This is a genomic window from Winogradskyella sp. (genome assembly GCF_028289625.1).
GTDB lineage: Bacteria > Bacteroidota > Bacteroidia > Flavobacteriales > Flavobacteriaceae > Winogradskyella.
Genome location: NZ_JANQOM010000011.1, coordinates 64,837 through 79,899 on the forward strand (window position 1 = coordinate 64,837; position 15,063 = coordinate 79,899).

General features: G+C 35.3%; 13 protein-coding genes. 1 reads left to right on the top strand and 12 read right to left on the bottom strand.

The window, feature by feature from the left end; translation table 11 throughout:
• A complete protein-coding gene (locus Q0992_RS01925; RefSeq protein WP_299519806.1) occupies nucleotides 1-1,806 on the top strand; it encodes a M1 family metallopeptidase in 1,806 nt (601 codons plus the stop codon).
• A 31-nt stretch (nucleotides 1,807-1,837) separates the two neighbouring features.
• On the opposite strand, the gene Q0992_RS01930 is transcribed toward Q0992_RS01925, so the two are convergent.
• The 12 genes from Q0992_RS01930 to Q0992_RS01985 form a co-directional block, all read right to left on the bottom strand.
• The gene (locus tag Q0992_RS01930; RefSeq protein WP_299519808.1) at nucleotides 1,838-3,028 is read right to left on the bottom strand and encodes a succinylglutamate desuccinylase/aspartoacylase family protein; all 1,191 of its coding nucleotides are present in this window, start codon (nucleotides 3,026-3,028) and stop codon (nucleotides 1,838-1,840) included.
• A gap of 3 nt (nucleotides 3,029-3,031) precedes the next feature.
• Nucleotides 3,032-4,876: a CBS domain-containing protein gene (locus Q0992_RS01935; RefSeq protein WP_299519810.1), complete on the bottom strand. Its 1,845-nt coding sequence runs from the start codon at nucleotides 4,874-4,876 to the stop codon at nucleotides 3,032-3,034.
• Between the two features lie 68 nt (nucleotides 4,877-4,944).
• The gene (locus Q0992_RS01940; RefSeq protein ID WP_299519812.1) at nucleotides 4,945-5,535 is read right to left on the bottom strand and encodes a hypothetical protein; all 591 of its coding nucleotides are present in this window, start codon (nucleotides 5,533-5,535) and stop codon (nucleotides 4,945-4,947) included.
• A gap of 320 nt (nucleotides 5,536-5,855) precedes the next feature.
• On the bottom strand, nucleotides 5,856-7,070 hold the full coding sequence (locus Q0992_RS01945) for a hypothetical protein (RefSeq protein ID WP_299519814.1): 1,215 nt from the start codon (nucleotides 7,068-7,070) through the stop codon (nucleotides 5,856-5,858).
• The gene (locus Q0992_RS01950; RefSeq protein WP_299519815.1) at nucleotides 7,070-8,614 is read right to left on the bottom strand and encodes a hypothetical protein; all 1,545 of its coding nucleotides are present in this window, start codon (nucleotides 8,612-8,614) and stop codon (nucleotides 7,070-7,072) included. Before Q0992_RS01950 ends, Q0992_RS01945 begins: the two co-directional genes overlap by 1 nt.
• 26 nt (nucleotides 8,615-8,640) lie before the next feature.
• Nucleotides 8,641-9,768 (bottom strand): hypothetical protein, encoded by a 1,128-nt coding sequence (locus tag Q0992_RS01955; protein WP_299519816.1) that lies wholly within the window; start codon nucleotides 9,766-9,768, stop codon nucleotides 8,641-8,643.
• Nucleotides 9,755-10,204, bottom strand: coding sequence for a phage holin family protein (locus tag Q0992_RS01960; protein ID WP_299519817.1), 450 nt, complete (start codon nucleotides 10,202-10,204; stop codon nucleotides 9,755-9,757). The genes Q0992_RS01955 and Q0992_RS01960 overlap by 14 nt, the downstream gene beginning before the upstream one ends.
• On the bottom strand, nucleotides 10,192-10,626 hold the full coding sequence (locus tag Q0992_RS01965) for a TIGR02594 family protein (RefSeq protein WP_299519819.1): 435 nt from the start codon (nucleotides 10,624-10,626) through the stop codon (nucleotides 10,192-10,194). Before Q0992_RS01965 ends, Q0992_RS01960 begins: the two co-directional genes overlap by 13 nt.
• Nucleotides 10,627-11,164: 538 nt before the next feature.
• Entirely contained in the window at nucleotides 11,165-11,665 is a 501-nt protein-coding gene (locus tag Q0992_RS01970) for an endonuclease V (RefSeq protein WP_299519821.1), read from the bottom strand.
• A 98-nt stretch (nucleotides 11,666-11,763) separates the two neighbouring features.
• Nucleotides 11,764-12,180 carry an SMI1/KNR4 family protein gene (locus Q0992_RS01975; protein ID WP_299519823.1) on the bottom strand — a complete coding sequence of 139 codons (417 nt, stop codon included), beginning with the start codon at nucleotides 12,178-12,180 and terminating at the stop codon, nucleotides 11,764-11,766.
• Nucleotides 12,177-12,944 carry an HNH endonuclease gene (locus Q0992_RS01980; RefSeq protein WP_299519825.1) on the bottom strand — a complete coding sequence of 256 codons (768 nt, stop codon included), beginning with the start codon at nucleotides 12,942-12,944 and terminating at the stop codon, nucleotides 12,177-12,179. The genes Q0992_RS01975 and Q0992_RS01980 overlap by 4 nt, the downstream gene beginning before the upstream one ends.
• A gap of 5 nt (nucleotides 12,945-12,949) precedes the next feature.
• Nucleotides 12,950-14,962: a hypothetical protein gene (locus tag Q0992_RS01985; protein WP_299519827.1), complete on the bottom strand. Its 2,013-nt coding sequence runs from the start codon at nucleotides 14,960-14,962 to the stop codon at nucleotides 12,950-12,952.
• Nucleotides 14,963-15,063 lie beyond the last annotated feature (101 nt).

The window sequence follows — 15,063 nt, forward strand, 5'->3', positions numbered from 1 at the left end:
ATGAAAAAGTTTCTTCTTGGTTTTATTGGCTTGGTTCTCATTTTTTCTTGTAGTGCAACAGAAAATCCAACTAAAAAGAATAACCCGTCCATTGCTAATCCTAGCTATGGTTATTGGCAGCAGCATGTAGATTATGCCATGGAAATTGATATGGATGTAAATACATTTCAATACAAGGGGAAACAAAAATTAGTATACACTAATAATTCACCCGATGTGTTGAATCGCGTGTATTACCATTTGTATTTTAATGCCTTTCAGCCTGGAAGTGAAATGGATATACGCTCGCGCACTATACAAGATCCTGACCCAAGAGTTAGAGACCGAATCAGCAAACTTAAGCCGAATGAAATTGGCTACATAAAGGTAAATTCGCTAAAACAAAATGGCAAGGTTATTTCTCATGAGACCGTTGGAACTGTTCTAGAGGTTAAATTAAATAAGCCCATCCAGCCTGGTGAAAAAGTAACCTTTGATATGGATTTTGATGCCCAAGTGCCAGTTCAGATTCGTCGCTCTGGCAGAAACAATAAAGAAGGGGTAGCGCTGTCGATGACGCAATGGTATCCAAAAATGGCGGAGTATGATGATGAAGGTTGGCATGCCGACCCATATATTGCAAGAGAGTTTCATGGTGTTTGGGGAGATTTTGATATAAAATTAACTATTGATAAAGATTATATCGTTGGCGGTACAGGTTACCTGCAAGGAGAGCCTAAAGTAAAAGCCGGTAAGAAAACATTACACTTTAAAGCCCCTAAGGTTCATGACTTTACTTGGGCGGCAGATCCTGACTTTATTCATGATACTTATGAAATGCCTAATGGTCCTAAATTACATTTCTACTATAAAAAAACACTAGAGCCAAAATATCTTGAAAATTGGAAAAAATTGCAGCCCGATACTGCGAAACTAATGGCTTTCTTTAGTGAAAATGTTGGTCAGTATCCATACGAGCAGTATTCGGTCATTCAGGGTGGTGATGGCGGTATGGAATATGCAATGTGTACCTTGGTTACTGGTCAGCGGAGTTTTCCAAGCTTATTAGGTGTAACCGCCCACGAAATGGCACATAGTTGGTTTCAGTTTCTATTGGCTACAAATGAAGCTAAACACGAATGGATAGATGAAGGGTTTACGGTTTATATATCTACTTTAGCACAAGAAGCTTTACGAATAAATAAAAAAACAAATCCGCATTCACGGTCCTACCTAAGTTATATTGGCTTGGCCAATTCTGGTTATGAGCAGCCTTTAACCACTCACGCTGACCGCTATCAATATAATAGAGCTTATGGTGCTTCTGCTTACAGCAAAGGAGCCGTTTTTTTGGTCCAACTAGGTTATATTATTGGTGAAGAAAACCTTGACAAAACCATAAAACAATATTTCAAGGATTTTTCATTTAAACACCCTAAGCCAATGGATATTATTCGTACTGCTGAGCGTATAACAGATCTTGAACTTGACTGGTACTTCATAGATTTTGCTCAGACTACGAACACTATTGATTATGGAATTAAATCAGTAGAAGGGAATACGGTTACCTTAGAGCGTGTAGGCTTAATGCCTATGCCTATAGAACTAACGGTGACTTATATTGATGATTCAACGGAAGACTTTTATATTCCGTTACAGATGATGCGTGGCGAGAAACCAACCTCAGCAACTATAATTAATGATTGGGCGTGGGCAATCCCTACTTACACGTTTAGCGCCAATAAAACGGTAAAATCTATTGAGATTGACCCATCTAAGATGATGGCAGATGTTGATCGTGACAACAATACATACTCTGAAGAATAAAATAAAAAAGCCGCATTTAATATGCGGTTTTTTAATACCACTTTTCATTCTTATACATGGCCTTTCTGGCAACACGCTCTCTATTGTAAAGCAATAAATGGGTTTGATCTAGTTGCTTGTTTCTATATCCGAATAAGTGGAAAATCGATTTGGTTAAAAAGCGCGCAACAGTAAGGTTAGCCTTTAAAACACCTTCTGTTTTATTGTACCAGGTGATGCCTGGTAAATAGGTTAATAGTTGGTCCGCTTTAATGCTTCTTAGAAATCCTGAAAGCTTCAAGAAAAACTTTGGAATATGTCTAATAATAAAAAAACCATCGTTTCCTGTTTTTTGATATAAGGGCATGAATAGCTTCGCCGAATAATCAGATCGTATGGCTTCTCCATTAGAGTTTGCCAAATGCGTTCCTTTCTTTACAAATTGAAAACTAACAAATCCATTGAGCATCTTGAAATCTTCATCGGGCTTGATGTGATATTTATAAACAACTTCAAACGTAGAATTGATGTCTTTAGTGGCCGACCTAAGTAAGTTCTGATAATGTTGAACTTTGCTTTGTTTTGGTTGTTTTAATATTCCCGTATAGCCTAATGCTAAAAAAACGAAGGCCTCACAATTTGCTATAGCTTCTGGATCTAAATGTTGCCCAGATTCAAAACCTAAGGACACATAGCCTAAGGTGTTTAGATAACTCAAGAGCGGACCCTCCAAATATTCCTCGATACCTAAAACTACAGGAATATCAAAGCATGAAGAGAATTTTCGATTAATCATAGCATCGTTAATCGTAATAAAAGGTAATGATTTGCTCGACGTGGTGTGTAGGTCAATAAAATAAATTGGTTGGTCTGTTGAGGCTAGTAGTCCTTCAATAAACCGAAATAAATCCTTTTGTTCTAGGCGCTCGTTTTTAGGGTTGTTTTCGTCTTTTAAATCCTTCAAATGTTTTGAGGTCCATACACGATTTAAATCCTTATCAATAAAACGCTTGTTTTCTTTGAGCGCTTTTATATTTCCATAAACACCAATAATCTCGCCGGCAATTTCGTCTTCATGTATTTCGGATAAGATTGAGTTTAAAGCATCCACGCCTGCAAATTCATTGCCATGAATACCAGCAAAGAATACAATCGTAGCGCCAGGTTCTTTTCCTCTTATATGATGAAAAACTCGATTTGGTTTGCTCATAGATTTTATGTCCTTATTCAGGCTAATTTGCATAGTTTATAAATCACTTGAAGTTAAAATACCCAATAATTCTTTATTTCTAACCACCGGAAGGCAGTTTATTTTATGGGATTCCATTAAGTGCTTGGCCTCTTCTAAAGGAGCTTCTTGTGAAATCGTAATTAAATTCTTTGTCATAATATCTTTAACGCGTAAATGTAATTCTTTGTCCCCTAACTTAATCAAATCTGTCCAAGTTAATAAACCCGTAAGTTCTTTTTTCTTATTGATAACTGGTAAGTGATGAATATTTTTCCACTTCATGATATGGCTTACAAGCTCTAAGCTATCACTTTGATCGACTAAAAGCATCTTGGTATTCATGTTATGTTTCACAATGCGACTAATATCTATTTTTAAATTATCATCAGGATTAAATAGCTCCCATTGGTCAATAGTTTTATTGCTAAGTTGATGCTTGTACATATAGGCTGTAATACTCTGAAGTGCTTCAAAATTGGTTTTATGTTTTTGCAGATTCCTATAATTAGCCACCATCCACTGAGATCCGTTTTTAAACTTTGCGCGTTGCTCAATAATTGATAGGTATTTTGAAATATCTTTCGAATCTATATTAGCACTTTCTAAACCCTTCTTAGCCAAAGGCAAAAGTTCATTCAAAATCATATCTTTTGCTGACACCAACCTATTATCCCACTTAAATTGGGTTTCCATACCGTTTCTAGCTGCCTTAAAAAAGTTGTTTTTTGCATCCTTAAAATCCATTTTATTATGGATGCTTTTATGATGCTCTGGTTGGCCCAGCATTAGACCCACCCAAAACACCATATTAGCAATTTCATCTGTTAAGGTTGGCCCAGATGGAATATAGCGGCACTCAATCCTTAAATGCGGTTTTCCGCCACCAACACCATAACATACACGATTCCATTTATAAACCGTACCGTTATGTAATTGCAAGGCCTTGAGTTTTGGAATTTCACCAAGTTCAAGTTTTTCTAGGCTATCATCGTGTTCGTCGGACGCCAGTAAACTTCTAAATCGAGAAATATGATCTCTAAAAATATCAGTAACAGTTCCCTTTTCCCAATCGGCACCAAAGCTTACACGCGATTGCTTTTCCTTATGGATAAATGAATTTGCCCTTGTATCTATGCTTTGGGTAAATAACGCAATTCTCGTTTCTGCCCACAGCTCCCTTCCAAACAAAACGGGAGAATTGGTACAGATACTCAATACAGGTCCTGCTATGGCTTGTGCCCAATTATACTTTTCTACAAACTCGTCTGGATGAATCTGCAAATGTGTTTGAAAGCTCGTATTACAAGCTTCTAGCATCACATTATCATGTATTAGACTTAGCTCGTCGACTCCTTTTATATGGATACTGAAACATTGCCGTCTTGATGCCTTTAAAGCATCATTCAGTACATGATATCTGGGCATATCTGTCATATAATTTTCAGCGATATGCTTTAGTCTTAATGTAGGTAATATTCCAGTTAGCACCACTTTGGAGTTGTGGGTTTTGGCTCCGCGTTTTGCCTTTTCCAATAGTTCTTTTAACTGTTGGTGTAGCATCGAAAAGCAATCTCCTTTTAATAGTAATGGATCTGAATTAATCTCTAGGTTGTACTTTCCTATTTCAGTTGTAAAATGATCATCATTAATAGCCTCTAGGACATCAATATTATTGTTGTTGGGGAAAAAATAATCTGACGTAACACAAAACTCCTGCTCAGCACCTATTCTTATTGGTTCTTTTTCGATTAAATCGTTTTTAAGCATTATATCTAAGGCCTCAAGATCCCTAATAAGGTGATGAATATATAATGCTTTATCTTTGGGGCTTTTAAGTTGTTTTACATCTAAATGTCCCATAATTAAAGCCTAGTATTGATTATTCTATCTAAGGTACTCTAATTAAAAGGCTTAAAACATGACTTTTATCACCTAAACAATCTAAAGCCCACGCCGACATTATGCGTGGTTTGCTGAATGTCATTAAAATTAGCTCTGTAGCTAATAAACCATTTTCCCTTTCGGTTATACTGAAGACCTAAGCTAAGATTGTTGAATTGTGAAGGATTTCCTCCTATTTCCGAAAACATATACAGACCACTTCGATAGGTTTTTGGATGCTCAATGGTCTTGGTTATGTTGATTTCGCGTGGCACCTTCAGTTTATAGGACAATTTGCTATCCAATAGTTGACCCTGTAATAGATTATAACTAAAAATATCGATATCGTCATTGCTTAAGGTGTCTCTATAGGTTTTGGCCTCTATATAGTCTTTAGGAGCAACTTGTTGATCAGTTATTTTGGTTATAGTTATTGAAACGTCCGTTGTATCTACATAAACGGTTTTGTAATCAATAGTCTGAATTTTAAAAGTATCTGTTTTAGTCTGCCAAACTGTGTCTCTAACTATTGATATTTTTGGTACTTCCATCTCTGGTTTTGAACTACATTGCCTATTAACAAAGTTTAATAGAACAAGTGCTAGAATAATGTATAATATGATTTTTTTAATTTTCATCTAAATTATTTTTAAAGGTTTTTGGACAAAAAGAAAGCCTCCCTCTCTAACTTATTTTGCTTACTAAAATTTAGTTAGAGAGGTCTTAGGCTTTAATTTCTCAATCAAACTTTACTTTAGGAGTCATTCTTTGTTTATATACACTCTTTAACTTCTTATTAAGTTAAGTTTGGTTCTTCTCTGTTTGATTTTTTTCTAAATCATTGTCTCCACAGCATTTTTAATAATGAACAACCACTATCCGCACAAACTTTATGCTCATCTAATGCATGGGCAAATACTTTTTCTGCTGTTAAAAATGCTAATTGTGGGATGATTCATTAATTCACATTAAATTCTGTATTTATTGCATTCATTTCTGAAGTGGATAATACTTTATCAAAAATGGCAACAAATTCTATTTGACAATTTTTATAATCTTGAGAAGAACCTGCTCTACCTCCCAATGTTAGAGGTATTGTATTTACATGATTCCCTACTGAGTAAGCAGAAAGAACATTACCATTAACATAAGGAGAAATAGTTGTTGTACTCACGGTCATAATTAATAAGTCATTTCCTAGTCCTCCAAAGTTAAAATCAGTTCCCCCTTGACCGCCTGCTCTCCAGGCAGTTCTATCATCTTGTACGGACATTTCATATTGAAATGTAAAGGCAGAACCTGTAGAGGATTTAGTTAATATTCCTATACCATTATTATCTATAATATCTCCAATTTTCATAACAATAGACCACTCATCCGTTTGACCAGTATAACTCAATAGGCTTCCGTTTGCTAATTGCATCAAATCATCTACACCATCAAATTCTACCATTCTATTACCATTAGTCCCTATGTGTAAAGTAGGTTGACCGTTAGTATTCATAAAATTATTTCCGCCTATAGTGTCTTCCCAAATACTTACGTTATCGCCATCATTAATAGCTGAGCTATCTATACTATCCGACGTCCAATATGCTACTGGAGAAGCATCTAATATAGAATTGCTTATAGTATTTTTTACTACCGAAATATTGTCTATAAACATTTCTACTCCTAAATTCCCTGTCCCCCCTACTCCTGGGAAAAATCTCATTTGTATAGTCGTTCCTGTTGCTGTTACTGTTTCAGTATAGTACTGCCATTCAGAATTAAATACTTGAGCTGTGCTGTCTGAGGTTCCTGTCCATAACCAAGAGCGTGAGTTTGCGCCTGTAGATTTTGCCCAAAAAGAAACATTATAAGTTGCTCCTACTTCAGTAGGGAAATTGTAGCTAATTCGATGAGATGTTGAACCCGCATCTTGATTATATGTAGCCTTTAATGCATAATTTCCATCTTGTACATCTGTTGCTTGTGATATTAAATCTATAGCTCCACCAAATCCCCAACCTGATGTATCATTGGTTTCATTTGCCCCAATTGCAGCAGCACTTGTTGTAAAAAGTTCTATATTATTTGGATATATCAAATTGTTCCCTAAATAAACTTTATTTATTGCTGTATCGCCTAAGTATAATTTATTTATTGCTGTATTTCCTAATCTTACACTCATCACGCATCAGTTATATTATAAAGCGTAGTAGCTACTGGTGTCCCAGCATCATACTCAGCTTGGGTTAAACTTACTATATTGAATACTTGGTCACTTCCGGTTGGCTCACCTGTAGTGGTTGAATCTAAGGCGCGAGGCTGGCTTAGTATCACCCAATTATCCAAAGACTTATGCCATAACGTGAGGACGTCTCCCTTTTTATAGGTTTGTCCTGCTTCACCATTTGCCAAGCCAGAATAGGCTATAACAATTCTACCATCATTTATTTGGTTGTATGTCAATATAGAACCAACGGGTATATCTTCAGTAGCATTATCTTGTATTGTTATAGTTACATTAGATGTAGCATCGACATCATTCATGCCTCCGATATGTCCTATAAGAGCATTACTATTAGTTGTAATGGTAGAAGATAAAGGAAGTGTATCAGTTAGGTCTTCTATTCTGGCCAAAGTACCACTTTCATCTGGAAACTGTAAATTCCTATTGTTGGTTAAATTGGATAGAGTGAAAGATACAGTATTGGCCGTAACTCTGTCTCTGAAAGCAAAATCATTTGAACTAAATAACGCTGAATTTTGTCTTAATCTAATAAAACTATCTAAAGTATTTATTTGTACTTGTTCATCAGGTGAATCTATACTTATATTGGCCTGCAATGCGGGGTGTGTACTATCCCCTAGAGTTACTTCTAAATCTCCGTTACCTTGTTTTCCTGTTTCTGAATAGCCTTCAAGGCTTAGGTTGGAAGAAGATTCTTTTACCCACTCATTTTGCGCTCCAGTATCTTTAAAAATATAGAAGGCCGCTTCATCTTCTACATACACCTTTTGACCTAATTTACTTTTAGATTGAGGCATTGCATAAAACTGGGCGCCATTCTCGTGCCCTATCACTTCATATATTTCATTATCACCGATATCTCCCAATAAGGTCCAGCTGGCGTCTGCAATTCCCGAGGTCAATACTAAAAATCGGTCGCCAATAGTACTACTTGGAATGGGATTGTTCCATTCTACGGCAGATAATACCGAAGCATAAACCTGTGGTTCTTGTGGTGTATAGTATAAAACGATCTGAACTTCATTGTCAACAACAAGGCCTAATGAGGACATATCATTTTCTATGACATCAAAATACGCATAGGTATTATTACCTGACAACCCACTAGTATTAAATTTAACCTTTCCTGAATACGTTTGACCATTGGATGAATTTGAAATAACTATTCCTAATTGCCCTTTTGTTGCAGCATTGCCAAACGTGCTTATCTTACCCATTAGGTCAGACCCAAAAACGATTTGGCTTACTAAGTTTGAACTAGATACGATTCCAATTTTCGAAGGGTCTGTCAAGGCACTAATAGGTGTTGATTGGTTTAACTCTATTGTTGTTGAAAAGCCTAAAACTTGAGACTCTACACTTTCTTTAGGAATTACTTCGTCTTTATGCCAAAAAGAGTCCCAAGTATCATGGTATTGTGTTTCTGTTGGCTTATCGCCCGTATTAAAATATCCTTTTATTGTTGTTTTGCTTTGTTCCATTTTTGTTTAATTTTTTTGTTTTTGTATTAAGCCATAACCACCACTCTGTAGGCATCAGTGGATGGTGCTGTGGCAAATGTTAAAGAAACCGTATTAGTATCTACAACAGTAATCGTGCAATCTTTTACGGTTTTTGTGACTGCGTCCCTAACTTGAATGATGACGTCTTCCGAGCCAAGATTGTGGCTAACATTGATTGTCGTTGCTACACCATCACCAATATTTGAAGAGAACTTGCCAACACTATTGGCCTGAACCCATTCTTTTGTTGGTAACACCTTAGCGTTTGCAGCATCTATTTGGGAAATGGTAACATCATTTTCAATAGAGCCTTTGAAGTATGATGGTAAATCTACTAGCGAATTTATGGCCTTCATACTAGCATTGGGCAGTTGAACCCCTGTGTTTAATTTTAAGTATTCGCCAGAACCTATTGTTCCTTGAGATTGGTTGATGTTAATCATAACACCTGTCCAATTATTGACAGCACCCTCATTAAGTTCGAAGTCAAAATACCCTCCGTAAACATTCTCAGTGTTTAAATTAGCGTTATCATGAATCACTTTGCCCCTTACCCCTAAAGCGTGGGATACCGTACCTGTTCCACCATAATCCTCTACCCTTACATAATTTTCTGACCCACTCAATAAACTTATTGTGCCAGAACCTGTATTTCTGTAAGAAGCTTCGTTATATAGCCCGACTAATTGGTCTGGTGTACCAGAGTTTAACGTTCTTGCTCTACTATAACCCCCAAAGACCTCTTTTATGTTATCTGGCGCATCGTGAGTTATGAGGTTGTTAACACCGTACAAATATTCGTTAGGCCCTGATTTTGTCTTGGTAATAGCGTTATAAATTGAAAATACATTGCCATTGTTTTCATCGGTGTAGTTAATGTTTAAATTACCATTGAACGGGTTACTTGGTGTATCGCCATCCGTTATGGTTAAGTTACCACCAACAAGTTCAATATCATTTGTAGTGCGATTACCTTCATCGGTAATTTGCTGCAAATCTTTAGACTCTACTTGATTTTCAGAAATCACCTCATCTTTATGCCAAAAAGAATCCCATGTATCATAATACTCCTCTTGTTTGGGTTTATCTCCAGTTTGAAAGTAGCTTCTTATTGTGTCTTTACTTTGTTTCATTTTTGTTTGTTTTATTAGATTCCTTTTCTGTGTTCTCACCTTCGGTAAGGGTTTCTACAGTATCCTTTAGTGGTGTTAGCTTCATTACATTTATTAAAGCTTTAAAAGGATTAACACCATAAATGGAATTGTAATTTTCTAAAATGGACTTGATTTCTGCTATGGCGATGAAGCCAGCTATGATTTTTAAAAATGGCACTTCGTCAACGATGTGCTTCTCCAAAAAATAAGCAGCTAAAATCACCAAATTGTAGATAAAGAATTTAGAAACCGTATGCGCTATACGCGATCCCCTTATAGGAATACGCTTTTTTAATGAGGCGTAAGATCCTGTAATAAAGTCTACAATGATCAAAAAGATAATGGTGACCATTACCGCATTAACAGGTGATAAAAGCGTAAGTAGCCAGAATACAAATTTTATCAGTTTTTCCATAGTTTATTTAGTTTTTTATAGTCTAATACTCTGTTTTTGGGGTATGCTTTTATACATACCTTGTTGCCTTGATTACCTCCAAGTACATAGACATAGCCTTTGGTTGCTTTGATAAAAAATGCGACATGGCCTTTCCAGCTCAATGGAGATTCTCGCCAAAAGACAACGATATCTCCAACCTCCGGATTCACCACAGACTCACCAATGCTGAGCCAGCTTCTAGCATTGAGCTTACCCGAGTATTCGTAACCCGATGTCTTTGCCACCCAATTCGCAAAAGCACTGCACCAGGCGGTTTCGTCTTTTAATTTTTCACCATCAAACCCCAGATCATTAAAGTATTTTAATATTCTTCGGTTGTCTTTGGAGCCAACAATTTCCTTAACGCCATACTCCGACAGCGCTTTATTGATTAAATGCATTGATCTAAAATTTTTTGATTAATTGCAACTACACGATGTAATTGCATTTAGAACATGTATTTGTTATAAAAAAGGAAACCACTTTAAAAATTAACGCGTATGGTAACCCTCGATTACAACATATTACACATATGTTTAGTTTTGTATTTTTAAGTAGACCAAACCTTAACCAAAGATTACTTTAGTATTGTTTTCTTAACCAGAATGAGGATTAACCTAGGTTATGAGTTTCTACTTAACACGAATTTTTATGTATCTAACGGTAAACGTTGTTAGAAAAGCGAATACAAATATAAACATATTACAAACAACATACAAACATTTTACATATTAAATATGTTAAATTTTGTAATTTGTTTTAACGTCGAAATGTTAAAGCTACTTAGTTGAAAGCCTTTAATAAAATTCGTCAATTCGAGTAAATTTTACGAGTCAAAATAAGTGAAATTTGTATCGAGAATTAGAAATTTATCTTAGAATTAGTTCTAGATATAATTTTTCGTTCCTCAAAATCACTCGAACTGACATTTGATTACTTTTAATCGCCCTTAGTCTGCTGGTCTAAAAGCTTTAACATAGCGGGAATGCGATACGGCCCATGCAATAATTGCACCTTGGTCAAAACCTCCTGCTCGGAAATACCAACGCAAGACACATATAATGGATTTTGGCTTTTACCCCGGTAAATTGGTGAGGACACTTGTTCTGTATTGTGAAACGCCTTTTTAGCAATCCCTATCACCGGAACCTTTTGATCTAAAGCTTGCCATAAATGGCCGCCTAAACCAAAGGTTTTGTTATTATCTACATAGACATGACCATCTACAATAATGGCTTCTAGGTTGTTAATATCTAGCTGTTGTAATAATTGCAGAATACAAGGCAACTCTCGTTTATAAAACTGACCCGGCTCATAGTCTGCAACACCGTTGATAGTATCTGCAATAATCTGTTGGGAAGTGTCATCTGCCCAATCAAATAAGACACCAACAGCTTTAGCATAAGTGGCTTTATAATAGACGTCTATGGCAATTAGCATAAGTTTTATTTATTGATTAAAATACAAAAAACCACAGCATAATACTATGGTTTTATTTTGCTTTATTATCGCTCGTAATATACGAACACCAGTCAGGTTTAGTAAGAATTCTCTAGAGACAAACCGTTTACAAACTCCGTAAAAGAATCTGCCAAAAACTCTGGATTAGTATCGCCCATATCCATAGGTACGTAATAAACTTTACCATAGTTTTCCCCATCATTTAAATCCATACATATTTGGTTCCCTCCTGGGTCGTAAGCAAATGGTAGATAATTTATTGGTAAAATGTCCTTTAGTGACTTAATGACATCTTCCAGGGTTCGTCTTCCATTTTTAATCGGATTGAAATGAGCTACACTTACTCCTTTAAAGTATTCTTTTTCTGGTGCCCCACCATTAAATTGAAGCATATGCGCTTTATATGTTTCGGGTAAAGAGAGTTCAAGTTCTTGCTCGAATGCTATTAAATCTTCGCTTTTGATTTTTTCTTTTGTTAAGTTAAAATTAATCATGATAAATATTTTGTTAATGGTATTGTAAAAACTGATTGACCTGCCGAACCAAAATGTGTATAAGTAGCTTCGTGAGCTTCTCTTAAAACCAATTGCATTGTACACCCTAAGTTTTCATCCAAATCATCTAGATGATGCCAAGTATAATCTTCTAAAATCGAATCTCGTGTTTTTTTATTGGTTACACCTATTTGTTTAAAGGCTTCTTTAAAATCTAAATCCCTACTCCCTTTTATTTGAATTTTTACTACACTTTTGTCATTATAAAGATATTTTGTTCCTTCAAAATCTGGAGAGGTGCCATTTTTACTTATTGGTACATCGTACCCTTTTTCTTTAGCATTTTTAGGGTTATATTTATCTTTCCTGCTTTTTAGGTTTTTGTTAACCCTATCAATTATAACTCTCCTTTCTTGTTTCTTCTTTTTTGTAAACTTAATGAAACTTTCATAATCTTTCTTGCTTGTTCTGAAAATGGTTTCACCCGCATCATCTAAAAAATCGATGTTTGTTTTGAGAACCTTTTTGGTGTAATTTCCTTTAGCAATCTGTATAAAATTGTTTTCATAAGCTAAACTCTTAATCAACTCATCCAAATATCTTGCCAAAGCCTCTTCTTCAGATAAACCTGGATATTTTTGATTTGCAGCATCTTGATAATCATTCATTTTTTTCGGTACATCTCCTTTTTTGACACCAGACTCTATCACATTACCTTTGCCATCTACTAAATTGTTGTTTTTATTATCATATATCATACACATAGCAATCAAGTTTTAATTGGACAAAAAGTGAATGCTTCCGTAACTTCATCATACTTTGTAGGACCTAAGCCAAATCGCTTAAACTTACTTCTAGTAGAAGGACTAAATACTTTTTTATATGCCTCTTCTAATAGCTGATTTGCAGTTTTAAATAGCTTAACAAACCAAGCAATAAAGCCATCAATTAGTTTCTTTACATTAAGCTTGCGTAAGTATTTAAATAAGGCAATAAGGCCATCCACTAAGGAAACGGGTGCTTTGCCTATGGTTTTTATACCTGCTTTTCCTAACTTAAAGAGTTGTTGAAAAGATTCTGCCGATAGTTTTAGTGCTGTACCAATAGTTTTTGCACCTCCAGTAGCTATACCTGTAATCACCTCTTCAATAAGAAAACCAACAGCAAAGCCTAATCCGTACCCAATATTGTCTACTCTTGCACTCAGATACTTTGCAGCATCCACAGATTTATCAGCTACAGCAACTGTAAAAGCACGGTTAAGCGACAATACTTGTTCTGGATTGGAAAAAATGGTAAGGGCTAGAGCGCCCATTTGTACAAAACCATTGAACAAAGCTTCTAGGTTTTTTAAGGAAAATAGTTTACCAAAGGTTTGTGTTAATTCTTCAAAAACTTCTAAAACAGAGGATAGTGAAGTGGATACTTTGTTCTTACTTCTACGCTCCTTATCTTCTCGTCTAGTTTCATATGGATATTTTAAAATAGCTCCTATCAAGCTTAAAATACCTCCCACAGCTTTTACCAGACTATTGATGATACCTATTAATAAAGCATTGCCAAAAATAAACGTGTTTTTCGATGTAAAAGTTTCTTTAAAAACAACGTATAACTCTCTCAACTTGCCTAAGAGGGTTTTAATAAAACCAAAGTGTTTTTTAAATAACTTTGAAAAGCTATTGTCCTCTGAACTAACGCTAAAAAATTTATTAACCTTTGCTTCTATGGCTTTAATAAAAACCTCAAAAGTGTCTTCTTTTTTAGTGTTCTCTTTCTCTTTAGCATCAAGATGGTCTAATAAGACATCAAAGCCTTGTAGTACTGGGCTAAAGTCTTTTGCTCTGTCTCCATTTTCATTATAGTAATTCCAACGCTTATCATCAAAAACAAACTCTGTGGAAATGGCATCTCCTAATTCCTTAACAACATAACCTACCCCGTATAAAATAGCATTATTTACTGTTATCGGTACGTCTATTATATCAGTTAACCACTGAAATACACTTCCTTCTTTTTGCTCTTTAACAAACTCTAAGTGGTTTTTAAAAACACTTTTTATCCGAGATTCTATTTCACTAACATTGGCAACGACTCCAAAGCGCTCTGCCAAATGAGCAATGGCATTTGTAGGTAATACAGTTTCAAAGCTAATATTTGATCCTGTGTAAACTCTTACTATAGATGTTGAGCCACGAAAGCCGTCATTCTCTATAAAAAAGATCACTTCGTTCGAGAGTGTTTCCTCAATGGCATTATACGCCTTGTTGAGTTTATTACCATCTGTTGAGAAGAAAAAGAACAACTTAAGATCTTTATTTTCTAAAAGCTCGCTAAGTTTATTTTCCGTATTTAAAAACTGTTTTAGACTTGGAACTTTAGGGCTAGAACTCCCAGTAATTAAAACTTCATCTAAACTATTTGGGTTTTCATACTTTATATAAAATTTACTGTCTAAACCATAGATTTGGTATGTACCTTCAGCACCAATAACAAAATTGTTATTTCCTAAATCTGTCAGATAATTGTTTGGCAAAAGATAATCTTCTACATATAAAACACTTTCTGAGCGAATAGGTTCATAAAGCGCATAGATATTATCAGCAGTTTGAAAGACTTCTGCATAAATAAATTCTCCTTGTATAGAACTTAGGGGTGTAATCTGTTCACTTTCATCAGTTTCGTAGTCATCAGAAAAGATATGTTTATCATTGAAAACAATAACGTTAGGTATGGGTTGATATTTAAACCTAAAGTTATCCATTCCATATTCATATGCGTTCATATTTTATTTTTTAATCATTATACATTCGTTTAAAAGCACCATCACACACCTTACCCCTTGCCACCTCATCAAAAGCGGCAAGGCAATAAATGGATAAGTAA